General features: G+C 71.6%; 21 protein-coding genes and 1 riboswitch. Of the genes, 9 read left to right on the forward strand and 12 right to left on the reverse strand.

Annotated elements, in window-relative coordinates; translation table 11 throughout:
- Positions 1–84 precede the first annotated feature (84 nt).
- The 5 genes from EV385_RS17890 to EV385_RS17910 form a co-directional block, all read right to left on the reverse strand.
- Positions 85–810 (reverse strand): hypothetical protein, encoded by a 726-nt coding sequence (locus EV385_RS17890; protein ID WP_130510494.1) that lies wholly within the window; start codon positions 808–810, stop codon positions 85–87.
- A gap of 63 nt (positions 811–873) precedes the next feature.
- Positions 874–1,542, reverse strand: coding sequence for a DedA family protein (locus tag EV385_RS17895; protein WP_130510495.1), 669 nt, complete (start codon positions 1,540–1,542; stop codon positions 874–876).
- A 75-nt stretch (positions 1,543–1,617) separates the two neighbouring features.
- Positions 1,618–4,503, reverse strand: coding sequence for a GH92 family glycosyl hydrolase (locus tag EV385_RS17900; RefSeq protein WP_242624942.1), 2,886 nt, complete (start codon positions 4,501–4,503; stop codon positions 1,618–1,620).
- A 61-nt stretch (positions 4,504–4,564) separates the two neighbouring features.
- Positions 4,565–5,338, reverse strand: a complete 774-nt coding sequence (locus EV385_RS17905) for an aminotransferase class IV (protein WP_130510496.1) — start codon at positions 5,336–5,338, stop codon at positions 4,565–4,567.
- A 70-nt stretch (positions 5,339–5,408) separates the two neighbouring features.
- A complete protein-coding gene (locus EV385_RS17910) occupies positions 5,409–6,212 on the reverse strand; it encodes a SigB/SigF/SigG family RNA polymerase sigma factor (RefSeq protein WP_130510497.1) in 804 nt (267 codons plus the stop codon).
- 410 nt (positions 6,213–6,622) lie between these two features.
- Positions 6,623–6,711: riboswitch (ZMP/ZTP riboswitch) on the forward strand.
- A 19-nt stretch (positions 6,712–6,730) separates the two neighbouring features.
- Between EV385_RS17910 and EV385_RS17915 the strand changes: the two genes are divergently transcribed.
- Positions 6,731–8,152 (forward strand): glycine hydroxymethyltransferase, encoded by a 1,422-nt coding sequence (locus tag EV385_RS17915; protein ID WP_130510498.1) that lies wholly within the window; start codon positions 6,731–6,733, stop codon positions 8,150–8,152.
- A 699-nt stretch (positions 8,153–8,851) separates the two neighbouring features.
- Here the strand turns inward: EV385_RS17915 and EV385_RS17920 are convergent.
- Positions 8,852–10,441, reverse strand: coding sequence for an acyltransferase family protein (locus EV385_RS17920; RefSeq protein WP_242624943.1), 1,590 nt, complete (start codon positions 10,439–10,441; stop codon positions 8,852–8,854).
- 147 nt (positions 10,442–10,588) lie between these two features.
- Here EV385_RS17920 and EV385_RS17925 point away from each other — a divergent pair, with 147 nt between their 5' ends.
- The 3 genes from EV385_RS17925 to EV385_RS17935 all read left to right on the forward strand — a co-directional run bounded on the left by EV385_RS17925 (position 10,589) and on the right by EV385_RS17935 (position 13,275).
- Complete coding sequence (locus tag EV385_RS17925) at positions 10,589–11,248, forward strand: response regulator transcription factor (RefSeq protein WP_130510499.1); 660 nt, start codon at positions 10,589–10,591, stop codon at positions 11,246–11,248.
- A 2-nt stretch (positions 11,249–11,250) separates the two neighbouring features.
- Positions 11,251–12,369: a sensor histidine kinase gene (locus EV385_RS17930; RefSeq protein WP_242625307.1), complete on the forward strand. Its 1,119-nt coding sequence runs from the start codon at positions 11,251–11,253 to the stop codon at positions 12,367–12,369.
- Between the two features lie 78 nt (positions 12,370–12,447).
- A complete protein-coding gene (locus EV385_RS17935) occupies positions 12,448–13,275 on the forward strand; it encodes a hypothetical protein (RefSeq protein WP_130510500.1) in 828 nt (275 codons plus the stop codon).
- 13 nt (positions 13,276–13,288) lie between these two features.
- Here EV385_RS17935 and EV385_RS17940 read toward each other — a convergent pair whose 3' ends face one another.
- From EV385_RS17940 to EV385_RS17955, 4 genes are all read right to left on the reverse strand, one after another.
- Entirely contained in the window at positions 13,289–14,557 is a 1,269-nt protein-coding gene (locus EV385_RS17940) for an ABC transporter permease (RefSeq protein WP_130510501.1), read from the reverse strand.
- A 112-nt stretch (positions 14,558–14,669) separates the two neighbouring features.
- Complete coding sequence (locus EV385_RS17945; RefSeq protein ID WP_130510502.1) at positions 14,670–15,362, reverse strand: ABC transporter ATP-binding protein; 693 nt, start codon at positions 15,360–15,362, stop codon at positions 14,670–14,672.
- The gene (locus EV385_RS17950) at positions 15,359–16,357 is read right to left on the reverse strand and encodes an efflux RND transporter periplasmic adaptor subunit (protein WP_130510503.1); all 999 of its coding nucleotides are present in this window, start codon (positions 16,355–16,357) and stop codon (positions 15,359–15,361) included. The genes EV385_RS17945 and EV385_RS17950 overlap by 4 nt, the downstream gene beginning before the upstream one ends.
- A 108-nt stretch (positions 16,358–16,465) precedes the next feature.
- On the reverse strand, positions 16,466–16,963 hold the full coding sequence (locus EV385_RS17955; RefSeq protein WP_130510504.1) for a metallophosphoesterase family protein: 498 nt from the start codon (positions 16,961–16,963) through the stop codon (positions 16,466–16,468).
- A 76-nt stretch (positions 16,964–17,039) separates the two neighbouring features.
- Between EV385_RS17955 and EV385_RS35710 the strand changes: the two genes are divergently transcribed.
- The 3 genes from EV385_RS35710 to EV385_RS17970 are packed head-to-tail and all read left to right on the forward strand — an operon-like array spanning position 17,040 to position 20,136.
- Positions 17,040–17,660, forward strand: coding sequence for a TetR/AcrR family transcriptional regulator (locus tag EV385_RS35710; RefSeq protein ID WP_278044992.1), 621 nt, complete (start codon positions 17,040–17,042; stop codon positions 17,658–17,660).
- Entirely contained in the window at positions 17,657–18,547 is an 891-nt protein-coding gene (locus EV385_RS17965; protein WP_130510505.1) for an ABC transporter ATP-binding protein, read from the forward strand. The genes EV385_RS35710 and EV385_RS17965 overlap by 4 nt, the downstream gene beginning before the upstream one ends.
- Positions 18,544–20,136 (forward strand): ABC transporter permease, encoded by a 1,593-nt coding sequence (locus EV385_RS17970; protein WP_130510506.1) that lies wholly within the window; start codon positions 18,544–18,546, stop codon positions 20,134–20,136. Before EV385_RS17965 ends, EV385_RS17970 begins: the two co-directional genes overlap by 4 nt.
- A 33-nt stretch (positions 20,137–20,169) precedes the next feature.
- Here EV385_RS17970 and EV385_RS17975 read toward each other — a convergent pair whose 3' ends face one another.
- A complete protein-coding gene (locus EV385_RS17975; RefSeq protein ID WP_242624944.1) occupies positions 20,170–21,414 on the reverse strand; it encodes an EAL and HDOD domain-containing protein in 1,245 nt (414 codons plus the stop codon).
- 240 nt (positions 21,415–21,654) lie between these two features.
- Between EV385_RS17975 and EV385_RS17980 the strand changes: the two genes are divergently transcribed.
- Positions 21,655–22,788 (forward strand): M48 family metallopeptidase, encoded by a 1,134-nt coding sequence (locus tag EV385_RS17980; RefSeq protein ID WP_130510508.1) that lies wholly within the window; start codon positions 21,655–21,657, stop codon positions 22,786–22,788.
- A gap of 9 nt (positions 22,789–22,797) precedes the next feature.
- Complete coding sequence (def, locus tag EV385_RS17985) at positions 22,798–23,343, forward strand: peptide deformylase (protein WP_130510509.1); 546 nt, start codon at positions 22,798–22,800, stop codon at positions 23,341–23,343.
- 3 nt (positions 23,344–23,346) lie between these two features.
- Here def and nhaA read toward each other — a convergent pair whose 3' ends face one another.
- Positions 23,347–24,624 (reverse strand): Na+/H+ antiporter NhaA, encoded by a 1,278-nt coding sequence (gene nhaA / locus EV385_RS17990; protein WP_130510510.1) that lies wholly within the window; start codon positions 24,622–24,624, stop codon positions 23,347–23,349.
- Positions 24,625–24,717 lie beyond the last annotated feature (93 nt).

Genomic DNA, 24,717 nt, shown 5'->3' on the forward strand with positions numbered 1-24,717 from the left:
CGTACGCGCTCATCGGTCGATTATCGAGGCGGGTCGGTCCGGTCGCGCGGGCGGCACGGGCAGACGTGCGGCAATGGCGAAAACTCAGCCCGTCGGGTCGCCGGCCTGGCGCGGCGAGCGGCCGTTCGCCCGGCTGGCGGGCCGGCGCGCCGGGGCCCGGCGCGTGGTCGCCGCACCCGAGGCGGCGTTCTTCGCGGGCGTCGCCTGCGTAGCGGAGGCGGACTGCGAAGTGGAGGCGGGCGGCGTGGTGGACGCGGGCTGCGTAACCGAAGCGGCGGGACCGGGCTGCGCCGCGGGCTTGGCGGGGGTCGACGCGGCTGACGCCGACACCGGCGCGGACCGCGCGGAGGCCGGGGTGGTGGATCGCGGCGCGTCCGGTGCGGACCGTGCGGGGGCCGCGGTGGCGACGACCCGGCCGTTGCCGCGTGCCCGGTCGCGTTCCTTCTCCCGGCGGACGAGATCGGCCAGCACGACCTTCTCGTACTTCGCCTCGGCGCTCTTGACCTTGGCCTTGGCCTTCGCCGCCTTGGCGACGGCCTTCTTGCGCGCGGCGGTGAGCCGCTCGCCTTCCTTGGTGGTGCTCTTGAGGGCGCGCTTGAGGCGGCTCAGCTCGGCCTCGGCGTTGCGCAGCGCCTGGGTGTGCTGGCGGGTCAGCTGCTTGATCGTGCCGAGCCGGTTGTCCAGGTCGCTGACGCCTGCCTCCGCCTTCTTCGCGGCGGCCGTGGCGGCCTCGGCCTTGGCGCGGCGGCTGTCGAGCGACGAGGGGCGGACAGTGGACTCCTCCGTGGTCGGGGGAGCTGATGCGGTCACGGAAATCACTCCTTCCGATGTCTCCAGCGACCGTACCCCGACCTCGGCGCGGAAACCGCCCGGCTAGCCGGCGCGCGACTCCTCGCGCTCGACCTCGGCTTGGGCCCGGCGGCTGCGGATGTGACGCATGTGCAGCCCAGCGTACGCGGCAACGGCGATCAGGGCGGCCGCGATCGCCCACCACTTGTACTGGTGCACGTGGTCGACGACCTCGAAGATGTGCGTACCGAGCAGGTAGGACACAGTCGTCCACCAGCCGCACCACAGCGCCGCGCCGATCGCGTTGTAGAGCAGGAACTGGCGCCACGGCATGTTGGTGAGGCCGGCGATGACACCGTTGAGCTGGCGCAGCCCCTCCACGAAGCGGGCGACGACCACCACCTTGCTGCCGCGCTTGGCGAAGAACCGCTCGGCCTTCTCCAGCCGTTTCGGGGTGATCAGAATGTACTTGCCGAAGCGGTTGACCACCCTTCGGCCGCCGCGCTTTCCGATCCAGTAGCCGATGTTGTCGCCGAGCACCGCGGCAACGAACGCGATCAGCCCCACGGCGAAGACGTTGAGCCGGCCCGCGCCCGCGTACACGGCGGCGATCATCATGATCGTCTGGCCGGGCGCGGGGACGCCGAAGCTCTCCACGCCGATGACGGCCCCCACGGCGAGGTAGCCCCATCGGTCGAGGATGGGAGCCACCCCGTGCAGGAAGCTCGGCAGGTCGTCCATCGGCACTGGCATGACCCGCAACGTTAGCGGCCACCTGCTCGCGTTGCCGGACCAGAACGGTCGCGAACGGGGTGCGGCCGCCACCGCTCAGTTCTGTGGCGGAGCGTCTCCAGGTCCGCTGCCCCAGGTCAGGCTGGGTGCCGTCGACAGGGTGTAGATCAAGTGGCCGCCGGTGGTGACCGCCGATGCGGGCAGCCACGATCGGGTGGTGTGGTCGCCGTCGACGCTGAGCCGCTGGATGTAGATCGCCTCGGCGGAGTCGCGCGGCGCGTCGATGGTCAGGGTCCTGCCGCCGTCCAGCCGCAGCACCGCCCGGGGGAAGACCGGGGTGGTCAGGGCCAGCTCGGCCCGGGTCGGTACGACCGGGTACAGCCCGAGCGCGGAGAAGACGTACCAGGCGCTCATCGTGCCCGCGTCGTCGTTGCCGGGAATGCCGCCGGTGCCGTCGGTCCACAGCCGGGTGATGATCGCGTGCACGGTCTCCTGCGTCCTGGCCGCCGCCCCCAGGTACGCGTACTGATAGGGGGTCTGGATGTCCGGCTCGTTCGTGGCGTCGAAGCGGGTCGCCTTCGTCGCGCTCAGGTCGAAGCTGCCGTCGGGGTTGCGGAAGAACGCGTCGAGGCGCCGGACGGCCACCTCCGGCCCGCCCATCGCGGCGGCCAGGCCCACCACGTCCGAGTAGACCATCCAGGTGTACTGCGCGCTGCTGCCCTCGACGAACCCGGTGCCCGTGGAGGGGCTGAAGCCGCCGGCCCAGTGCCCGTCGGCGTACCGGTCGCGCATCCAGCCGACGAACGACCCGTCCGCAGGTGCCGGGGTGGGCACGGCCGGGTCGGCCAGTTCAACTTCGGCGAGCTGCACGATGTCGGCGCCGGAGTTCGCGGTCACGTCCAGCCGGTAGTACCGGTACGGCTTCGGCTCGGCGACCGTGAACTCGCGGGTCTGTCCCCGTTCGGTGAACCGCTGGCCGGTGCGCGCGTCGACCGGCGACCACGTCTGTCCGTCGGCGGAGCCCAGCAGCAGCCAGTCCCTGGGGTCCCGGCCGGGCTCGTCGTTGGCGGAGGTGAGCGCGTAGTTGGTCACGGTCAGCGGGGTCTTGAGCCGGGCCTGCAGCCAGCCGGTCGTCGCGAAGGTGAGCCACTTGGTGCCCTTGTCGCCGTCGAACCCCTGCGCCTTGCCCTCGTACGGGGCGTTCTCGCCGCTGGCGGTGATCGCGTCGATCTGTTCCCGTACGTTGTGCGCGAGTCCCGGGTCGGCCTGGGCCGTGGGGTCGAACACGTGCCGCCAGTTGTGTGAGCGGGCCAGGAAGCGCTGCTGGCCGCCGGTGTCGCCGAGAGCCCCGGCGAGCTGGGACAGGCCGTAGTCGGCGGCCGCGTCCTCCAGCGTCTCGGCGGCGCCGCCCCAGCAGTGGCAGTCGTCGGCGGGCACGTACCCGAGGGTGAGGTACCTGTCGAGGGCCGGGCGCTGGCCGACGCACTCGACCGGGCACCCGGCGTCGCTGTCGTCGTTCGCCGTGGGCACGGTTGCCGCGCGCACCAGCGACTCGTACGCGCCGCGCACGTCGAAGTCGCGGGCGCCGAACGCGTACATCCCGGCGATGGCGGCGGCGGACGGGTCGCCGGACATGACGCTGGTCTTGCCGTGCTGCAGCAGCCAGCGGTCCCACTCGCCGTCGCGCTGGCCCGCGTAGTTGTACAGCGACTGGGCGAAGTCACTGGCCATCCGGGTGTCCAGCAGCGCCAGCAACTGGACCTGTGCGCGGTAGACGTCCCAGCCGGAGAACGTGCCGTACTGCGCCTGCTGGGGCGCCCGGACCGCGTGCACCGCACCGTCCGCCCCCAGGTACCGGCCGTCGGCGTCGCTGGTCAGGGTGGGTTCGAGCTGGGCGTGGTACAGGGCGGTGTAGAACGTGGTCTGCTGCGCCTCGGTGCCGCCGCCGATCTCGATCTGCCGCAGCCGCCGGGTCCACGCCGCCCGGGCGTCGGCCGCCATCGTCTCGAAGGGCAGCGTGGCCGGGCTCTCCGTGGACAGGTTGGCCTGTGCCCCGCCCGCGCTCACGTACGAGATCGCGACCCGGACCCCGACGGTGGTGGTGCCCGGTGCGAACGTGACGTACCCGCCGGAGCCCTTGCCCGCGACCGGGCGGCCCGACCCGCTGTACCCGCTGCCGCCCCGGGCGTCGGTGCCGCCCCGGGCCAGGGTCGCGTCGGTCCACGTGCCGGTCTCCGCGAAGGGCTGGTCGAGCGTCGCGACGAAGTGCAGCGTGTAGTACGCCTTGCGGTTGTTGGCGCTCTGTGGCCCGCAGAAGTTCCCCGCGGTGACCGAGCCGCTGACCGTCCGGCTGGACGGGTCGATGTGGACGCTGGCGTCGGTGCTGCCGGTCTCCGACATCGACGTACGGAACAGCAGGCTCGCGGGCTTGTCGGCGGGGAAGGTGAACCGCCCGTAGCCGGTGCGCGGGGTGACGGTCAGCTCCGCGCCCGCCCCGCTGTCCAGGCCGACCCGGTAGTAGCCCGGGCTGGCGGCCTCGTTGGCGTGCGCGAACGTGCTGGCGTACACGGCGTCGGTGGTGTCCGCGGTGGGCGAGCTCGTGATCGCGCCGACCTGCGGCATGATCGGGATGTCGCCGTTGCCGCCCGAGCAGCCGACCCCGCTGAGGTGGGTGAGGCTGAAGCCGCGGATGCGGGTGGCGGTGTACTGGTAGCCACCCGGTGCGGGGGTGGCGACCTGGTTGCCGCGTGAGGTCTGCGGGCTGAAGGCCAGCATCCCGAACGGGGTGACCGCGCCCGGATAGGTGTTGCCCGAGTTGGTGGTGCCGATGAACGGGTCGACGTAGGCGGCCGGGTCGGTGATCAGGCGGGCCGGGGTGGCGCCCGCGGCGGCGGCGCCGAGCGGCACGGTCAGGACCACCCCGGCGAGCACGGCGACGGTACGGAATCCGAACACGTGATCCCCCACTGACATCGATGTCATATCGACTACAGTGGCCAGCTTCCATCGACATTCACCAATGTGTCAACCGGCGGTTCCGGGATCAGACGGGCTCCGCAGGGATGCTCGCGTACGCCGCGCGGAGCGACGCGATGATCGGATGCCCGGCACCGAACGAGACGCCGTCGATCCGGGCGATCTCCCGTACGCCGATGGCGGCGTTCGTCGCGAACGCCGCCGCCATGGACGGCAGGTCGGACACGCTGACCGGGGTGGTGCGATGCCGGTGGGCCGGTCGCAGCAGCCGCATGGTCACCCCGGACAGGCACGTGGCGTCGGGCCAGATGACGTCGGCGCCGTCGAACAGCCCGATGTTCCACGTGGCGCCCTCCGCGACGTGCCGGGTCCCGTCGACGAACAGGGCGTCGTCGAACCCGTTCAGCCGGGCGGCGCGGCGCCGGTGCAGCGATCCGAACAGGCCGACGCTCTTGATCTCCGGCGCGTCGCGCACGTAAGTGGTGGTCTGGGCGGTGAACGCGGTCGGCGCGGCGGCGTCGGCCGCACGCCGGGTAACCAGGATGTGCGGGTCGCGGGCGAGCTCCGGGCGGCCCAGGTCGAGGGCCGGGTCGAACACCGTGACCCGGACGGTCGCGATGCCGCTCCCCGGGACCCCACGGGCGATGAACTCCCGTAGCCGGTCGACGCCCGGATCGGCGCCGAACAGCGCGTCGCAGTCCCGGACCAGCCGGTCCAGGTGCAGGCCGAGTCCGCGCACGCGCCCGTCCTCGACCCGGAAGCTGGTGAAGTGGCCGTAGTTCGCGAGGGCCAGCTTCTGCAGCTCCTCCGGCGTGACCGGCCGCCCGTTCAACTGCGACATGGCTCCAGCATCGCAGCCGGGACGAGTTGTCCCCCTGTCGCGGCGGACCGCGACAGGGGGACGTCAGTTCTCAGAGGTTGTCGGCGGACAGGTGGTGGCGCAGTTTGCCCAGCGCCTTGGTGAGCAGGCGGGACACGTGCATCTGGGAGATGCCGACCTGCGCGGCGATCTGGGACTGGGTGAGGTTGCCGTAGAACCGCAGGGTGAGGATCTTCTGCTCGCGGGCGTCGAGGGTGGCCAGGGCGGGGCCGAGCGCCACCCGTGTCTCCGCGATCTCGTACTCGTGGTCCTCGCTGCCGAGGGTGTCGCCGAGGGCGGTCGTGCCGTCGGCGTTGATCGGGGTGGACAGGCTGGTCGCGGTGTACGCGCGGGCGCCCTCCAGCCCCTCCAGGACCTCTTCCTCGGTCAGATCGAGGTGGGCGGCGATGTCGGCCACCGTCGGGGAGCGGCCCAGGGTGTGCGTGAGGTGCGCGTTGGCCTCGGTGATGGACAGGCGCAGCTCCTGCAGGCGGCGCGGCACCCGCACCGACCACGTACGGTCACGGAAGTGACGCTTGAGCTCACCGATGATGGTGGGAATCGCGTATCCGGTGAAGTCGACGCCGCGCTCGGGGTCGAACCGGTCGATGGCCTTGATGAGTCCGATGGTGGCGGTCTGGATCAGGTCGTCGGTGGGCTCGCCGCGTCCGCTGTAGCGGTGTGCGAGGTGCCGGGCGAGCGGCAGCCACGCCTCGATCGTCCGGTCCCGCAGCCGGGCCCGGTCCGCGGCGGGGGCCGTGGCCAGGGCCTCAAGCAGTGCGGCGGCGTTGTCCGTCGGAGCGTCGGGCCGGATCGCGGTGGGCGCCTCAGCGGTCAGTGTCGCGGTAGCGGTCATTTCGGTCGTCCTCCCTGGCACCTGCCCGCACAGCCGGATGAGGGGGAACTGCCGGCGGGGCCCGGTGTATCTATCTGCGCGGATCGATGACTGCCGAAGCAATCACCGGCGGCCCGCACGTGCTAGGCCGTTCGGATAAGAACAACTTAGCTGATAGGTCGAGCGATGACTAGCCGAAAGTATGAGTCACGTTCTGTAGTTGTTCCGTTACGCTGGATAACCCTCTCGTCTCCCCAGCGATCTCTCCGCCGCCCGCCGGTGTGCTGACCCCGGGGAAAGGGCTGACGGGCTCCCGGCGTGGGGATGGGCGACGGAGAGCGCTTCTCTGGAGTTTCATCGACGCTTGTCTTAACAAGCAAGCAATCCGAGTTCCGGAACCCCGCTCCTCGTGGGGCGGGCTTGTATGCTGTGCGGCGGGCCGTGACTGGCGCGTTCGGATGGGCAACCATCGGGGAGCGGTCCCGTCACCTGACGTATGCCGTGCGCCTGGGCCTCTTCACCTGTGATAGGGAGGTCCGATGCCTGCACTGAACGCCGAATCGACCGCATTCCGCTCCGCGCTGGAGGCGGTCCGCGCCGTCGAGCCCCGCATCGCCGACGCGATCGCCCAGGAGCTGCACGACCAGCGCGAATCCCTCAAGCTCATCGCCAGCGAGAACTACGCCTCCCCGGCCGTGCTGCTGGCCATGGGCAACTGGCTCTCCGACAAGTACGCCGAGGGCACCATCGGCCGCCGCTTCTACGCCGGCTGCCAGAACATCGACACCGTCGAGTCCGTCGCGGTCGAGCATGCCAAGGCGCTGTTCGGCGCCCCGTACGCGTACGTGCAGCCGCACTCCGGCATCGACGCCAACCTCGTCGCCTACTGGGCGGTGCTGGCGGACCGGATCGAGGCGCCGGCGCTGGCCAAGGTCGGCAAGCGCAACGTCAACGACATGACCGACGCCGAGTGGGCCGAACTGCGCGCCGCGTTCGGCAACCAGCGGATGCTCGGCATGTCCCTGGACGCGGGCGGCCACCTCACCCACGGCTTCCGCCCCAACATCAGCGGCAAGATGTTCGACCAGCGCAGCTACGGCGTCGACCCGGCCACCGGCCAGATCGACTACGCGGCGCTGCGGGAGACCGCCCGCGAGTTCAAGCCGCTGATCATCGTGGGTGGCTACTCGGCGTACCCCCGGAAGGTGAACTTCCGCATCATGCGCGAGATCGCCGACGAGGTCGGCGCGACGTTCATGGTCGACATGGCGCACTTCGCGGGCCTGGTCGCGGGCAAGGTCTTCACCGGCGACTTCGACCCCGTGCCGCACGCGCACATCGTCACCACCACGACGCACAAGTCGCTGCGCGGCCCGCGCGGCGGTGCGGTGCTGTGCCAGCCCGAGCTCGCCGACCAGGTCGACCGCGGCTGCCCGATGGTGCTCGGCGGCCCGCTCGGCCACGTCATGGCCGCCAAGGCGCTCGCGTTCGCCGAGGCCCGGCAGCCCGAGTTCGCCGACTACGCCCAGCGCATCGTGGACAACTCGCAGGCGCTCGCCGAGGGTCTGGTCAAGCGCGGCGCCACCGTGGTCAGCGGCGGCACGGACAACCACCTCGTCCTGATCGACGTCGACAAGTACGGCCTCACCGGCCGCCAGGCCGAGCAGGCCCTGCTCGACTCCGGCATCGTGACCAACCGCAACGCCATCCCGCAGGACCCCAACGGCGCCTGGTACACCTCCGGCATCCGGGTCGGCACGCCCGCCCTGACCACCCGGGGGCTCGGCACCGCCGAGATGGACCAGATCGCCGAGCTGATGCACACCGTGCTCAGCCAGACCAAGGCGGGCGCGTCGAAGGCCAAGTTCGACCTGGACCCGGCGCTCGCCGACCGGATCTCCAAGCAGGCCACCGAGCTGCTCTCCGCCTTCCCCCTCTACCCGGAGGTCGATCTCGGCTGACGATTGCTGGTCGTCCGACCGCGCAGTCTCTGAAGAGTTCGGGTCAGCTGCTGACCCGAACTCTTCAATTTCTGCCCCCATCGTTTGTGGCAGCTTCGTCGTGCGTCAGGCCGCCGCTTTGGCCGGGTTCGTGTGCGGGGTTCATTCGCCTGGCGGCGCAATCTTGAGGAGTTCGGGTGAGCTGCTGACCTGAACTCTTCAATCTTCTGGCGCGAGCATCGCTTGTCGCAGCTTCGTCGTGCGTCAGGCCGCCGCTTTGGCCGGGTTCGTGTGCGGGGTTCATTCGCCTGGCGGCGCAATCTTGAGGAGTTCGGGTGAGCTGCAGACCTGAACTCTTCAACTTTCCCCCATCGTTTGCGGCAGCTTCGTTGTGCATGAGGCCGCCGCTCTGGCCGGGTTCGTGTGCGGGGTTCATTCGCCTGGCGGCGCTATCTTGAGGAGTTCGGGTGAGCTGTTGACCTGAACTCTTCAACTTCTGAACCCGACATCGTTGTCGCGGGCTCGTCGTGCGTGAGGCCGCCGGTCGCGCAGGGTTCGTGTGCGGGATTACTCGTCTGGCGGTGCAATCTTGAGGAGTTCGGGTGAGCTGCTGACCCGTACTCTTCAACTTCTGGACCAACATCGTTTTGCGCAGGTTCGTCGGGCGTCAGACCGCTGCTCCCGCCGACAACGGGTGCGGGGATCCATTCGCCTGGCGGCTCATGGGCGGATCCCCGCACCCTGCCAGGTCCGTGCGTCCACAAGCGAGGAAACTGCGCTGGGCGTGCTGGTGTCACGATGTGACGGAGGGCAGTCGGCCAGATCTGGTTCGGCTGTTCGGGTGGCGTGGTCGGGGTGGGTGGTCGGGGTGGCTTGCGCTGGTTCGGCTGTTCGGGCGGCGCGGTCCGGGTCACTGGTCCAGGTGGCTTGCGACGGTTCGGGAGTTCGGGCGGCGCCGTGCGGGTCACTGGTCCAGGTGGCTTGCGACGGTTCGGTAGTTCGGGCGGCGCCGTGCGGGTCACTGGTCCAGGTGGCTTGCGACGGTTCGGTAGTTCGGGCGGCGGCGTGCGGGTTGGTGGGTCCGGCGGTGCGGTGTGGGTCGGTGGGTCCGGTGGTCTGTGGGTGGGGTGTGGCTGGGGGTTGGTGGGGGTGGGGTGGGCGAGCTTGGTGGGGTGTTGGGGTGCTTTGGGGGGTGGGGTCGGGGGTGCGGGCGGCTGTGAGGCCGCGGGTCAGGGCCGTTCGCAGTCGTGGGCCGAATGGGCGCTCGACGAAGCGGTACACCAGCCACGCGGGTAGCAGCATGACCGCCATCGTGGCGGCGACCAGCAGTCCCACCGGGAGATGGGTGGCCTCGTAGGCGTGGCGGATGATGACGTATCCGATGCGCTGGTGCAGTAGGTAGTAGGGATAGGTCAGGGCGCCCGCGACCGTCAACCAGCGCCAGGTGATGCGGTCGGTGTAGCCCAGAGCGATCAGCAGGAGCAGCGCGTACACCGCCGTCATGATGAGGGCGGCGGGCCAGAGCGGTACCTTCCAGCCGGGGTCGAGGGTCACGCGTTCGCCGAGGCTGTAGAGGCTGATCAGCCAGGAGAAGCCGACGATGCCCCACAGCAGCGGGGTGGGGCCGAAGCGGTGCATCAGGTACATCGCGATGCCCGCGATGAAGTACGGGGCGTAGTGCCGGGCGGTGATCATCGTGAACACCGGGTTGTCGATGGCCGGGGCGACGACCGCGGCGGTCATCCACACCGCACAGAACAGCACCGCCCGCCGGTACGTCAGACCCCGCCCCACCACCAGTGCGAACAGCAGGTAGAAGCGCATCTCCGTCCACAGTGTCCAGTAGACGTTGTCGACCGGGTGCACCCCCAGCGGTTCCTGCAGCATGGTGAGGTTGACGCCGATGTCGGCCAGCGAGAAGTGGTCGTAGACCGGGACGTACCCGCCGATCGGCAGCAGGGTGGTCACCGTCAACGTGATGACGATGGCCGCCCAGTAGGCCGGGTAGAGGCGGGCGGCCCGGGACACGAAGAAGTCGCCCAGGCTGCGGCCCCACGCGCTCAGGCAGATCGCGAAACCGCTGATCATGAAGAACGTCTCGACGCCCAGGAAACCGTAGATCGTCACGCGGGTGGCGTCCGGCAGGAAGTACGCCGGGGTGTGCACCGCGTCGACCGTCCAGAACGTCGTGTAGTGGTAGAGCGCCACGGCCAGCGCGGCGACCAGGCGCAGCCCGTCGAGCGCGGCCAGCCGCGGACGCCTGACGGAACGTGACTGCTCGACTCTTGTCGGCGCCTGCCCTGCTGACACGGAACCCTCCCCGAGCCGCGTCGCCGCGGCGTAGCTGACCAGTGCGGAGGCAATCCTGGACAACGGGCCGTACGGTCGGCGTCAGCAGATCATTGACGGAATCCTTATCCACCGTCGGTGACACGGGCCGGTGACGGGAGTGGATGGATGCGGGTACTCGTGGCGGACGACGAGCGGCTGCTGGCGGACACCGTCGCCGAAGGGCTGCGCCGCTTGTCGATGGCGGTGGACGTCTGCTACGACGGCGACGCCGCGCACGAGCGGATGAGCGTCGTCCGGTACGACGTGGCCGTGCTCGACCGCGACATGCCCGGCCGTACCGGTGACGAGCTGTGCCGGTGGACGGTCACGGAGAACGGTGCGACCCGGGTGCTGCTGCTGACCGCCGCCGCCGGGCTGCGGGACCGGGTGGAGGGTCTGGGCCTGGGAGCGGACGACTACCTGGCGAAACCCTTCGCGTTCGCGGAGCTGGCGGCGCGGATCCAGGCGCTGGGCCGCCGGGCGGCGCCCGCCGTCCCGCCGGTCCTGGAACACCGGGGCGTCGTGCTGGACGAGGCCCGGCACGTCGTCACCCGCGACGGTTCGGTGGTGGCGTTGACCCCGAAGGAGTTCGCGGTGCTGCACGTGCTCCTGCGGGCCCGTGGGCAGGTGGTGAGCGCCGAGGAACTGCTGGAACGGGCGTGGGACGAGCATGTGGACCCGTTCACCAACGTGGTGCGCGTGGTGATGATGACGCTGCGCCGCAAACTGGGCGACCCGCCGCTCATCGAGACGCTGCCCCGCGTCGGATACCGGCTCGCCCCGTGAGCATGCGGGCCCGTACGGTCCGGCGGCGCCTGCTGGTGGTCTGCCTGGTGGTGGCGCTCGTGGTGATGGTGGTCGACCGCTACTCCGCCACGTTTACGTACTGGGTGACCTTCGCGCAGGTGTGTTCCCTCTGGGAGGAGCATCCCCGGCCGTACGAGACGTGCGACATGGTCAACGAGTACCTGCCGATCCAGTCGCCGCTGGCGTTCGCGCTGCTGGCCGTCGTGCTGTGGGCAGGATCCCGGTGGGTGACCCGGTGGGTGCTGGGTCCCGCCCGTGATCTCGTTCCGGGGATCACGCAGATCGGGCCGCAGAACCTGGGCTACCGCATCGGCGCGGGCCGCCCGTCGCACGACGAGTTCGCCCCGGTGGTGCGTGCCCTGGACGACATGATGGAACGGATCGCCGGGGGATACGAGGCCCAGCGCCGTTTCTCGGCCAACGCCTCGCACGAGCTGCGTACGCCGCTGGCGGTGCAACGCGCGCTCATCGAGGTGGGCCTCGCGCAGGAGCCGACCGCCGACCAGCTGTCCCTGCTCAGCAGGCAGATGCTGCAGGCCAACGAACGCAACGAGCGGCTCATCGAGGGCCTGCTGGTGCTGAGCGAGGCCGACCAGGGCCTGGCCGCCAAACTGCCGCAACGTCTCGACATCATCGCCCGCCAGGTCGTCGACGCGCAACGGGAGGCTTCCGTCGCGGTGTCGCTGACCTGCGACCTGTCCCCGCGCACCGTGGACGGCGAACGGGTACTGCTGGAACGGCTGGTCACCAACCTCGTGCAGAACGCGGTCAAGTACAACCGTCCCGGTGGGACCGTGCACGTGACGGTCGGCGGCGACCCCGCGCTGACCGTCGTCAACACCGGGCCGCCGGTGCCCGCGGACGCCGTGCCCCGGTTGTTCGAGCCGTTCCAGCGGCTGGCCGACCGGATCGACCACAGTGGCGGCAGCGGGCTGGGGCTGGCCATCGCCCGCTCCATTACCCGGGCCCACGGCGGCACGATCGTGGCCGAGCCCGCGGGGTCGCCGGAACACGGTGGCCTGCGGGTGACCGTACGCATGCCTGTGTCGCACGACGAAGCCGTGCCGCCCGCGCGAAGCCGGACCGGGAAGGTGCGCTGACCGCGGGCGAACGCCGCCCGCGGCGCCGCCCTTTCGGGCCGGACCACGGCCGCCACCCCTGATTACGATCATGCGGACGTGCGGTCGCCCGGACTGCTCCGGGAGGTGGTCATGAACGTCGCCGGTGTGTTTCTCTGGCTCGGGCTCTTTCCCGGCGTGGTGGCGGCCCTCTCCGCCGCCATCGCGGCGGGGAGCGTCCGGCGCAGCCGACGGTTGCGGCGGGCCGTGCCCGTGACGTGCCGGGATCTGGCGGACATGCGCAAGCCGCCGAAGAAGGTGATCGTCGCGGGACGGGTGAACGCCGGTCCCGGTGGTCTGCTGACGGGCCCGGTCACCATGCGGCCATGCCTGTGGTGGCAGGTGGACGTGTACTCGACGCGGGAGTACCGGGACAACACCGTCACCCGGCAGCGCACCGTCCACGACCTGCGCCGGTCGGGAAACGCGGTGGAGCTCGCCGATGACACCGGCTCCGTGCTGCTCGACGGCGACGTGTTCGGCAAGGTCATCGTGGCGGCCGAGGACAGCGACTCCTCGTGGGGGGTCACGACGCAGGACATGGTGGAGGAGGGCAAGCGGCGGCACCGGCTGCTGCTCGGCCGGCTCCGGGACGCCGACATCTGCGATTTCGTGGAGAACCGTCCGCTGGAATTCACCGTCTTCGAGAAGCGCCTGGAGCCGGAGCGGAAGGTGACCGTGCTCGCCACCCCGGTACGCCACGAGCAGGGCTGGCGGCTGGCCGCCTGGCGCGGCGACGGCGCCATCGTGCACGACCTGGCGCAGCTACGGGCCGACGCCGACAAGGAGGCCCGGAAGAACGCCCGCTTCGCGGTGGTGTTCACCAAGGTGACCGCCGTGGTGTTGGGTATCGCCGGGATCGCCCAGGTCGTGCAGTTCTACACGTGACGCCGCGTCACCGTCAGGCGCGCATGACGGTGGCGATGGGGATCCGGGCGGCCCGGATGGCCGGGACGAATCCACCGAGGACACCGGCGATGATGCCCGCGATGATGCCCGCCACCCCGGCCTCCCACGGGAACTGCACGTTGTGCAGCAGCGGTTCGGAATCGCCGACCAGGGTGGTGAGCACCTTCAGGGCGGCGATGCTCGTACCGATCGCGGCGGCCGCGGTGAGCAGACCGGTCAGCAGCGTCTCGGCCAGCACGATGCCCGCCAGCAGCATGCGCGGGGTGCCGACGGCCCGGCGCAGCGCGAACTCCTCGACCCGCTCACCCACCGTGGCCAGGCCGACGTTGAGGATGCCCGCGACGCCGATCAGCAGAACGAGCCCGGCCATCGAGAAGAAGACCAGCCGGATCAGCTTCAGCTCGCCCTCGCGTTGCTTGCGCGAGTCGATGGTCTCCGTGTACATGTCCACGCCGGCGCCCTTGAGCCGGGAGGTCAGCACCTGCTCGACCGGGGTCGGTGGAGCCAGCATCACCCGCAGCTCGCCGTTGGCCAGGCCGGCGGCGGGCAGCCAGTTGGTCAGCTCGTCGAGCCGCGCGTAGGCGTGCGGTTGTGCGTCCCCGTCGTCGACCACGCCGACGAACTGTGGCGTGAGGTTGGTGGGGGCGCCGGCGACGCGCATCTCGGCGGGCACGTGGTGCCGTTCGAAGCCCTTCGCCGCCTCCTTGTTGAGCACCAGCCGCGGCGCCAGCGCCGGCACGGTGGTGAAGTCCAGCCAGCGCCCCGACTGCGGCCGGAACGGCCGGAACGTACGGATGTCGCCGGTCAGCGCGGTGAGCCGTACCTCGACGGCCTGGCCGGTCGGGCCCGACGACATGGGCTCGCAGTGGCCGTCCGGGAAGCAGGTCTCGCCCCCGCCCCAGTTCTCGTCCAGCGGCGACCCGCCCTCGTTGACCGGGCGGACGCCGGGTTCGCCGATGATGCCGGAGACCGTCAGCGACGCCACCGCGTCGGGCCGTCCGCGCAGGCTCGTGACGACGATGTCGGCGGCCTTGGGGCTCGACGGCATGTCGATCATGCGGGTGCCGTCGACACCGGCGGTGAGTTCCAGGTCGGTCAGCATCGCGCGGTCCGCGATGCTGGCGCCCGCCTGCACGACCACCACGGCGAGGACGCCGAGGAACAGGCTCACCATGGACAACAGCGTCCGCAGCTTGCGCGCCCGGATGCCCTGCAGGCCGATGATCAGCGACGACCGGTACCGCCCCGAGAACCTCCTCACGCCGTGCCCGCCTTCGGCATGCGCTCGCGGCCCTCGCTGCGCTCGGTGCACTCGCTCATGCTGTGCCGGCCGGGCATGCGCTCGCGGCCCTCGCTGCGCTCGGTGCACTCGCTCATGCCGACACCCGTTCGTTGAGGACCCCGTCGACGAGGTCGTGGATGCGGCCCATCCGGGCCGCGTGGTCCCGGTCGTGGGTGACCAGGATGAGCCCGCAGCCGCGCGCGGTCGCGGCGCTCAGCGCGTCGATCACCACGGTGCCCGTCTCGGTGTCCAGGGCGCCGGTCGGCTCGTCGGCCAGCAGCACCCGCGGGCTGCGGACCAGTGCCCGGGCGATCGCCACCCGCTGCTGTTCGCCACCGGACATCCGGGCCGGGCGGTTCTTCGCGAGATGGGCGATGCCGACCTGGTCGAGGGCTTCGAGCACCCGGGCGCGGCGTTCCCGGCGGGGCAGCCAACCCTGGCCGTTGACCAGGGCCATGGCCACGTTCTGCGCCGCGGTCAGGTGTTTGAGCAGGAAGAACCGCTGGAACACGAAGCCGAAGTGCGAGCTGCGCAGCTTCGCGGCCTGGCGTTCGGAGATCCGGCTGATGTCCCGGCCGTCGAGCAGATACTGACCCTCGTCGGGCCGGTCGAACAGGCCGATCAGGCTGAGCAGCGTGCTCTTGCCGGATCCGGACCGGCCGACGATCGCCACGCTCTCCCCGGCCCGTACCGTGAGGTCGGCCCCGGCCAGGATGGTGCGGGGCTGTGCCTGTCCTTTGAGGACCTTGGTGATGCCGGTCAGCTCGATCAGCGGCTGCGTCATCGCGGCGCTCCGGCGGGCCCGCCCTCGGGATCCTCGCCGCCGGGCGGTGCCGCGGGCAGGTCCGGCCCCGGCACGGCGATGGTCTCGTCGCCCCGCAGGCCCGATTTGATCTGTACGACCTTGCCGTCGGTGAGCCCGAGGACCACGTCCACGGTCTTGCGGGTCCGGTCCGCGCCGACCACGTCGACCTTCCCCCGGCCCTGGACGCCGGCGACCGCTTCGACCGGCAGCACCATCGCGTTGCCGGCCTTCGCGGTGACCACTTCGAGGGTGACCGCCGCACCGTTGATCAGCTTGACGGTGTCCGGGGCGGCGCAGACCAGCCGCATGCCGGTGGGCTCCGAGCCGCCGCCCTCCGGGGCCTCGGGCGCCGGCTCGGGGGCGGCGGGCTGACCGGACTGCTGCGGCGCCGGAGTCTTGGGCGCAGGAGGCGCGGGGATGGTCCCGGCCGGCAACGCCGCGATGGTGCCCAGCGTCGTGCACTTGAACGGTCCCGGCCCGTTCTTGATCTGTCCCCGGACGGTCTTGACCGCACCCGAGATCCGGTACGCCTGTTCGCTGTCGATGTCCGCCACGATGCCGTACCCGGCGTGCTGGGCGGAGATGACCGGCATACCGGCCGTGACGTCGGCGTGGTCGTCCATCAGCCGCCCGGCCAGCAGCGAGTCCTTCGGGATCTCGACCTGGCGGGGCACGCCGTCGCGCCACACCGTGGCCACCCACAGTGGCCGGGTGGCGGGGGTCTTCGACGGCTGCCGGTCGACGTAGCGCAGCTCGCCGTCGGTGGGTGCGACGATGCCGAACACCGGATTGATGGTCACCTTCCCGGCCAGGCTGATCTGGTTGGAAAGGTCCTGCCGGGTCGGTTTCACGGTGGTGAGGACCGTCCCGCGCGCTTCGAGGCCGGGTGTGTCGGGTTTGTCCTTGGACCCCGTGCAGCCGGAGAGAAGGGCGAGCGCCAGCACCCCGGCGCAGGCGAGTCTGCGTCTGTCCACCGATTCTCCTTCGCCGGGCTGTCCGGACACTCCGGGCGATCATCACGAACGTGGATGAAGCCCGGCGAGGAGGGTACCCGGATCATGCAAGTCGGCGGTGTACGCCGGTCAGGCGCCGATCCGGTGCAGCGTGAGCTCGGTCAGCTCCCCGCCGCCGACCACCGCGGTCAGGTACGTGTGGTGCGGCTGGCGGCGCCGGTCGGTGGGTGAGCCCGGGTTCAGCAGGCGCAGGCCGCCCGGCGCGACCGTGTCCCACGGGATGTGGGAGTGGCCGAAGACGAGCACATCCACGTCGGGGAAGCGGGCCGCGCACCGCGCCTCGCGCCCGGCGGCCTGGCCGGTCTCGTGGATCACCGCGAAGCGGACCCCGCCCAGCTCGGCGCGGGCGACCTCGGGCAGCCGCTCGCGCAGTGGCGGGCCGTCGTTGTTGCCGTAGCAGCCGATCACCCGGGCCGCGCGGGCTTCGAGCGCGTCCAGCAGCGACACGTCCACCCAGTCGCCCGCGTGCAGGACCACGTCGGCGGCGTCGACCGCCGCCCACAGCTGCGCGGGCAGGTCTTTCGCGCGTTGCGGCACGTGGGTGTCCGCGATCAGCAGCAGTCGCATCCGGGCGAGACTATCGCGTCACCACCGCCCATACGGACGTATAGCTCACTGTACGACTGTGTAGTAGCCTGCACGTGTGAGTAGTGCACGTGCTGCCGAGGACCTCACCGCGCGGGCCCGGATCCGCGACGCGGCGATCGACCTCTTCGCCGAGCACGGCTTCGCCGCGGCCACGGTCCGCGACATCGCGCAGCGGGCCGGGGTCTCCTCCGGGCTGCTGCGCCACCACTTCGGCTCCAAAGAGGGCCTGCGCGACGCCTGCGACGAGTACGCGATGGCCCGCATGAGCGAGCTGCGCGACCAGCTCTTCGGCGACGGCCACATCGCCGACCAGAACTTCCTGCCCTCGGTGCACCCCGAGACGATGCGCCTGCAGGCGTACCTGGTGCGCTCGATGATGGAGGGCGCCACCACCGCGATGTTCGAGCGGATGGTCGAGGCCGGTGAGGCGTGGCTGGCGGGCGTGCCGGTCCGCACCGACGATCCGCGCGCGTTCGCCGCGGTGATCGCCGCGATGAAACTCGGCATGTTCCTGCTGCGCGACCAGCTCTCGCACGTCCTCGGCGGCGACGTGGCCGAGCCCGCCGGGCACGGCCGGATGCTGCGCGCGGCCATCGACATCTTCGCCCAGCCACTGCTCACCGCAGACCAGGCCGACCAGGCCCGGGCCGCCCTGGAGGAGGCACAGACACCATGACCGCGGCGATCGAGGTGCAGGCACTGGTCAAGACGTTCGGGGCCACCCGGGCCCTGGACTCACTCGACCTGAGCGTACGGACCGGGGAGGTGCACGGCTTCCTGGGGCCGAACGGGGCGGGCAAGACCACCACCATCCGCATCCTGCTCGGTTTGGTCCGCGCGGACTCGGGCACCGCCCGGCTGCTCGGCGGCGACCCGTGGGCCGACGCCACCGCGCTGCACCGGCGCCTGGCGTACGTGCCGGGCGACGTGACGCTGTGGCCCAACCTCTCGGGCGGGGAGGTCATCGACCTGCTCGGCCGGTTGCGCGGCGGGCTCGACCCGCGCCGCCGCGACGACCTCGTCGCCCGGTTCCAGCTCGACCCGCGCAAGAAGGGCCGGGCGTACTCGAAGGGCAACCGGCAGAAGGTGGCGCTGGTGGCCGCGCTCGCCTCCGACGTCGAGCTGCTGATCCTCGACGAGCCGACCTCCGGGCTGGACCCGCTCATGGAGGAGGTCTTCCGGGAGGTGATCCGCGAGGAGAAACAGCGCGACCGTACGGTGCTGCTGTCCAGTCACATCCTGGCCGAGGTGGAGGCGCTCTGCGACCGGATGACGATCATCCGGGAGGGGCGGGTCGTGGAGACCGGCACGCTCGCCGAGATGCGGCATCTCACCCGTACCTCGATCCAGGCCGAGCTGAGCGGCGCGGCCGACGGCCTCGCCGGTCTGCCGGGCGTGCACGATCTGCGTACGGACAACGGCCGGGTCATGTTCGATGTGGACACCGACGCGCTGGAGCCCGCCCTGCGCGCCCTCGTGCAGGCCGGGGTGCGCGGCCTGGTCAGCCAGCCACCCACGCTGGAGGAGCTGTTCCTGCGCCAGTACCAGGGGGACGGGCGGTGACCGGGGCCGGCCGGCTGGTCCGGCTCATCCTGCGCCGCGACCGGGTCCTGCTGCCGCTGTGGGTGGTGCTGCTCGGCGTCATCCCGGCCAGCTACGTCGCCTCGTTCAACGGCCTGTTCCCCACGGCGGCCGCCCGCCAGGAGTACGCCGACGTCAGCATGCACAACGCCGGGTTCGTCGCGCTGTACGGCCGCCTCACCGGGGACAGCATCGGCGAGCTGGTGGCGTGGCGGGCCGGGTTCATCCCCGTCATGATCGCGCTGTTCAGCCTGCTCACTGTCATCCGGCACACCCGGGCCGACGAGGAGGCCGGGCGTACCGAACTGATCGGCGCGGCGCCCGTCGGCCGGCGGGCCCAGCTCGGCGCCGCGCTGCTCGTCACCGCTGCCGCCAACGTCGTGCTGGGCGCCATCCTGACCGCCGGGATGCTCGCGCAGGGCCTGCCGGTCGCGGGCTCGGTGGCGTTCGGGGCGGAGTTCCTGCTGGCCGGGTGGGCGTTCGCGGCCGTGGGGGCGATCGCGGCGCAGCTCACCAGCAGCGCCCGCAGCGCCCGCGCGATCGCCGCTCTCGCGCTGGGCGTGGCGTGGCTGCTGCGGCTGGCCGGTGACATCAGCGCGGTCGGCTCCGGCACCCTCGCCTGGCTGTCCTGGCTCTCGCCGATCGGCTGGGTGCAGCACATCTACCCGTACGGTGGGGACCGGGTCTGGCCCGCCGTCCTGACCGTACTGTTCACCGCCGCGGCCGGCGCCGCCGCCGTGGTCCTGCTCGGGCGCCGCGACTTCGGTGCGGGTCTGCTGCCCGACCGGCTGGGGCCCGCGACCGCGGCGCCCGGCCTGCGCTCGGCGCCCGCGCTGGCCTGGCGCCTGCACCGTGGGCTGCTGATCGGCTGGACGGTCGGCTTCGCGGCGTTGGGGACCGTCTTCGGTGGCGTCGCGGACGGCGTCGCCGACCTCGTGCGCGACAACGACGCCATGGCGGAGATCTTCGCCCGGATGGGCGGCGAGTCCGCGCTGGTGAACACCTACTTCGCCAGCATCGCGGGCATGCTCGGGCTGCTGGCCGCCGGCTACGCGGTGCAGGCCACGCTGCGGATGCGCGACGAGGAGGGCACCGGGCACGCCGAGGTGGTGCTCGGCACGGCCACGGGGCGGCTGCGCTGGGCCGCCAGCCATCTCGCGTTCTCGCTGCTCGGCCCGACCGTGCTGCTGGTCGTGGCCGGTCTGGTCGAGGGCCTGGTGTACCGGGCGGTGGGCGGGGACGTCGCGCCGACGGTCGCGCTGGGTGGGGCGCTCGCCCAGCTCCCGGCGGTCTGGGTGCTGGCGGCCGTGGCGCTGCTGCTGTTCGGGGTGCTGCCCCGGCTGGCCCCAGCGGCGTGGGGGGTGCTGGCGGCGTGCGCGCTGATGCTGCTCGTGGGCACCACGTTGCAGTTCGACCAGTGGGTGCTTGACCTGTCGCCGTTCACGCACATCCCGCACCTGCCGGGCGGGGACGCGTCCGTCACGCCGCTGGTGGTGCTCACGGCGGTGGCCGTGGCACTCGGCGCCGCCGGACTGTACGGCCTGCGCCGCCGCGACATCCCGGTGGGCTGACCGCCCACGGTGGACCTTTGCCCCGCCGCCCGTTCAGCAGGCGGCGGGTGCGGCGGCCGCCACGGCGCGGGTCGACCAGGCCATCGCGTCCATGCACTTGGTCGTCAGGTCGGGGGAGACCGGCACCTCGGTCGGCTCGACCACATCGCCGTGCTCGTACGCCTGCACCGTGCGCAGCACACCGCCCAGCCGCCCGGCACCGTTCACCAGCGCCTCGGTCACCTCGGCCGCCAGTGGCAGCTGACGGGCCATGACGGCCGGGGTCACGTTCAGCAGCTCGGCCACGCCCACGATCAGCCCGGCCATGAACGCGGCCTCCGGCGCCACCGAGGCGTCCCCGGCCACGTTCTCGCACAAGCGGGCCCGGGTCAGCGCGCTGATCAACTGATCCTCGGTCGCCTCGGCCACATCGTCGATGACCATGAGCATCGCCCACTGCCGGATGTGCGAGAGGCCGATCATGACGACGGCCTGGCGTACGGACGAGATGCGGGTGGCGCTGGCCGCGGCGGCGGAGTTGCTGGCCCGCAGCACCCGCAGCGACAGGGCCGGGTCCGTGGCGATGATGCTGTGCACCCGTTCCAGGTCGGCGTCGGCGGCGGACAGCGCGCTGAGCAGTTCGAGCCGGCGGATCCGCGACGGCGACAGGCTGCGGGCGGTGAGCACCTGGGGGCGGCTCAGCGCGTACCCCTGGCGCAGTTCGAGACCGAACCGGTCGGCGAGCTCGACCTGCTCGGCGGTCTCCAGCCGCTCGGCCACGATCTGCAGGCGGGGCCGGCGGCGGCAGGCCGCCACGATCTCCTCCAGCCGGGACAGGTCACCGTCGAGCAGGTCGAGTTTCACGTACGAGGCGAGGTCGAGCAGGCGTTCGTGCCCGGAGCCCCAGACGAAGTCGTCCAGGGCGATGCGGTACCCGGCGGCCACGAGCTCGGTGATGCCCGCGATGACGGCGTCGTCGACCTCGACCGTCTCCAGCACCTCCAGCACCACCTGCTCGGGGCCGAACGGCAGGGTCAGTTCGCCGGTGAGGAACTCCTGGGTCACGTTGATGAAGCACAGCCGGTCACCCACGACCTCGCGGATGCCGAACTCGGTGAACGCGTTCACGATGACCTTGCTCGTCGCGTACGTGTCGCGGTGGCCCGCGGCGACGGCGTCGACGCTGCCCCGGAACAGCAGCTCGTAGGCGACCACGCCACCGAGCCGGTCGAATATCGGCTGACGGCCGACGTGGACGGGCTGGGTGCCGGACAACGCGCGGGCCACCGAGGGATTCACGGGCCCACCCATCGGCCGCGCCGCTGGGGAGTTGACCTTTTGCTGAGGAATTCTTGCTCTCATTCTTCCCGCCCTGGCCGAGGCCGCCCGTCGCCTGGTGGACGCGCTCCCGCGCGGCCGGAAGGTCGGCCGAAAGTCGCAGCCGGGTCGCCGGGGAAGTCCCACTGCCAGCCGATGCGCCGCGCCGGTGGCGCCCGGGAGGCTGCAAGCGGCATCGGACGAGCAGAGGGGCACAGGGCCATGACGGTCGACGACAATCCGCCCGCGCGTCAGCGGGTGACCCTGACCGGGATCAGCTCGCGGGCGTGGGAGCACCCCGCCGACCGTGGCGCGCTCACCGCGCTGCGCGAGCTGCGTGGCTTCGACGATGTGGTCCGCGGCTTCTTCGGGATGTGGAACGAGCGCGGCTTCCGGCTGTCCTACCTGGCCGGGGCCATCCGCGTCGACCACCGGCAGTATCCGCGGGTGCACCGGCTCTTCGCCGAGGCCGCCGCCGCACTGGACGTGGCGCAACTGCCCGAGCTCTACGTGCGGCAGGGGCCCGTCATCAGCGGTGAGGCGATCGGCATGGACCGCGCGTTCGTGGTGATCACGACGGCGGCGGTGGAGCGGCTCGACGACGACGAGCTGCGTGCGCTGCTCGGGCACGAGCTGGGACACGTACGCAGCGGCCACGCCGTCTACAAGACGATCATGACGATCCTCACCCGGTGGGTCACCAACGTGAGCTGGCTGCCCATCGGCGCCATCACGCTGCGGGCCATCATCGCCGGAATGTACGAGTGGTGGCGCAAGGCGGAGCTGTCCGCGGACCGGGCCGGGCTGCTGGCGGGGCAGGACCCGGCGGCGTCGCTGCGGCTGCTGATGAAGCTGGCCGGGGGCGGTGACTTGTCGCAGATCGACACGGCGGCGTTCCTGGAGCAGGCCGCGGAGTACGCGGGCGGCGGGGACCTGCGCGACAGCATCCACAAGATCGGCATGACCGCGTGGAGCACACATCCGGTGCCCGTGGCGCGGGCCGCCGAACTGAACCGGTGGATCGACTCGGGCGAGTACACGCGGATCCTGGGCGGGGAGTACCCGCGCCGCGACGACGACCGCGACACCTCGGTCACCGCCGACGTCAAGGCCGCCGCCGCCCACTACTCCGAGGCGTTCCGGGTCTCCCCGGACCCCCTGGTCACCCTGGTCCGGCGGATGGGCGGGGGCGCGGCCGACCTCGGCGACTGGGCGGGCACCCAGGCGGGCCGGGCCTGGGGCTGGGCCGGGAACGTCGGCGACGCGGCCGCACGGGCCGCCCGCCGCGCCTCCAGCCAGCCCAACGGCGGCGGGACCGGCGACGCGGGCGGCGGCTCGGACTCCGCCGCCAACTAGGATGAGGCGGTGCAGACCCGATCCGGCACCCCACGGCCCATCACCCGGTACGGCAACCCGGTCCTGCACCGCCGGTGCGCCGAGGTGACCGTCTTCGACGACGACCTGCGGCAGCTCGTGGCGGACATGTTCGCCAGCATGGCGGCGGCCCACGGGGTCGGTCTCGCCGCCAACCAGATCGGCGTGGACGCCCGCGTCTTCGTCGTCGACTGCCCCGACGCGACCGGCAAGAACGTCGTGGCGCACGTGGTCAACCCGGTACTGCACCTGCCGGAGAGCCGGGAGCTGGACGTCGACGGGGAAGGCTGCCTGTCCGTGCCGGGCCCGCAGACCGACGTCGGGCGCCCCGCGACCGCGTACGTGACCGGGGTCGACCTGCGCGGCGAGCCGGTGCGCATCGACGGCACCGGCCGCCTGGCCCGCTGCCTGCAGCACGAGACCGACCACCTCGACGGCCTGCTCTACGTCGACCGGCTTCCGGCGAAGCAGCGCAAGCGCCTGCTGGCCGAGAGCGCCCAGCACCCGGGCGTCGGCGCGGGTGTCCCCACCGACTGAGGTTCAGTCCTGGCGCTGGTAGACGTCCGGCACACCGTCGGCGTCCGAGTCGACCCCCTCCTCGGCGCAGATGCTGCGGTAGTGCCGGTTGCGCGCCCGCAGCACGGCCGTCGCCAGCCCCGCGGCCAGCACGGAGCCGATCAGAACGCCGAGCTTCATGTGCTGCTCGCGGTCGGTACCGACCCCGAACGCCAGCTCACCGATGAGCAGCGAGACCGTGAACCCGACGCCGCCCAGCATCGACAGGCCTAGGACGTCCCACCAGCTCAGCCCCTCCGCGAGCCGGGCCCGGGTGAAACGCTGCACCAGCCAGGTCGCCCCGGTGATGCCGACCGTCTTGCCCAGCACCAGCCCCACCACGATGCCGAGCGTGACCGCGTCGCCCAGGGCCACCCCGATCCCGCCGGTCAGCGTGACGCCCGCGGCGAAGAACGCGAACACCGGCACGGCGACACCGGCCGACACGGGCCGCCACCGGTGCTCGAAGTGCTCGGCCAGGCACGGCTCATCACCGTTCCCGGGCCGGGCGACCGGGACGGTGAACGCCAGCAGCACCGCGGCCACCGTGGCGTGCACCCCCGAGGCGTGCACCAGCGTCCAGGTCGTGAACGCCAGCGGCAGCAGCATCCACCACGCGCGTACCTGGCGCTGCGCCAGCACCCCGAACACGGCCAGCGGCAGCGCGGCCAGCAGCAGCGGCCCCGGGTGCAGCGTCGCCGTGTAGAACACCGCGATGATGATGATCGCCAGCAGGTCGTCCACCACCGCGAGGGTCAGCAGGAAGGTGCGCATCGCGGTCGGCAGGTGGGTGTTGATCAGACCGAGTACGGCCAGCGCGAAGGCGATGTCGGTGGCGGTGGGGATCGCCCACCCCCGCAGCGCCCCGTCCGGAGCGTTCAGGGTGATCGCCACGAAGCACAGCGCCGGAACGATCATCCCGCCGACCGCGGCGGCGACCGGCAGCGCCGCGCGCCGGGGGTCGCGCAGGTCACCGGCGAGGAACTCCCGCTTGACCTCCAGCCCGGCCACGAAGAAGAAGATCGCCAGCAGGCCGTCCGCGGCCCACGTGCTCAGGGTGAGATCCAGATGCAGCGCGGCCGGGCCGACCCGGATGTCGGCCAGCTGGTGGTAGACGTCGGACCACTTCGAGTTCGCCCAGATCAGCGCGGTCAGGGCCGCGCACATCAGCAGGACGCCGCCGACCGTCTCCCGGCGCAGGATGTCCGCGATGCGGCTCGCCTCGGCCCAGCTCCCGCGCCCGAACAGTCGTGGTGCGGCCATGACGTACCTCCGGTTGAGGGGATTACGACACCGCCGACCAGACTTCCCGGCACACCATCGCCGACTCTACCGGCAGCGCGCCGGGTCCGCGCG

This window comes from Krasilnikovia cinnamomea (assembly GCF_004217545.1).
Classification (GTDB): domain Bacteria; phylum Actinomycetota; class Actinomycetes; order Mycobacteriales; family Micromonosporaceae; genus Actinoplanes; species Actinoplanes cinnamomeus.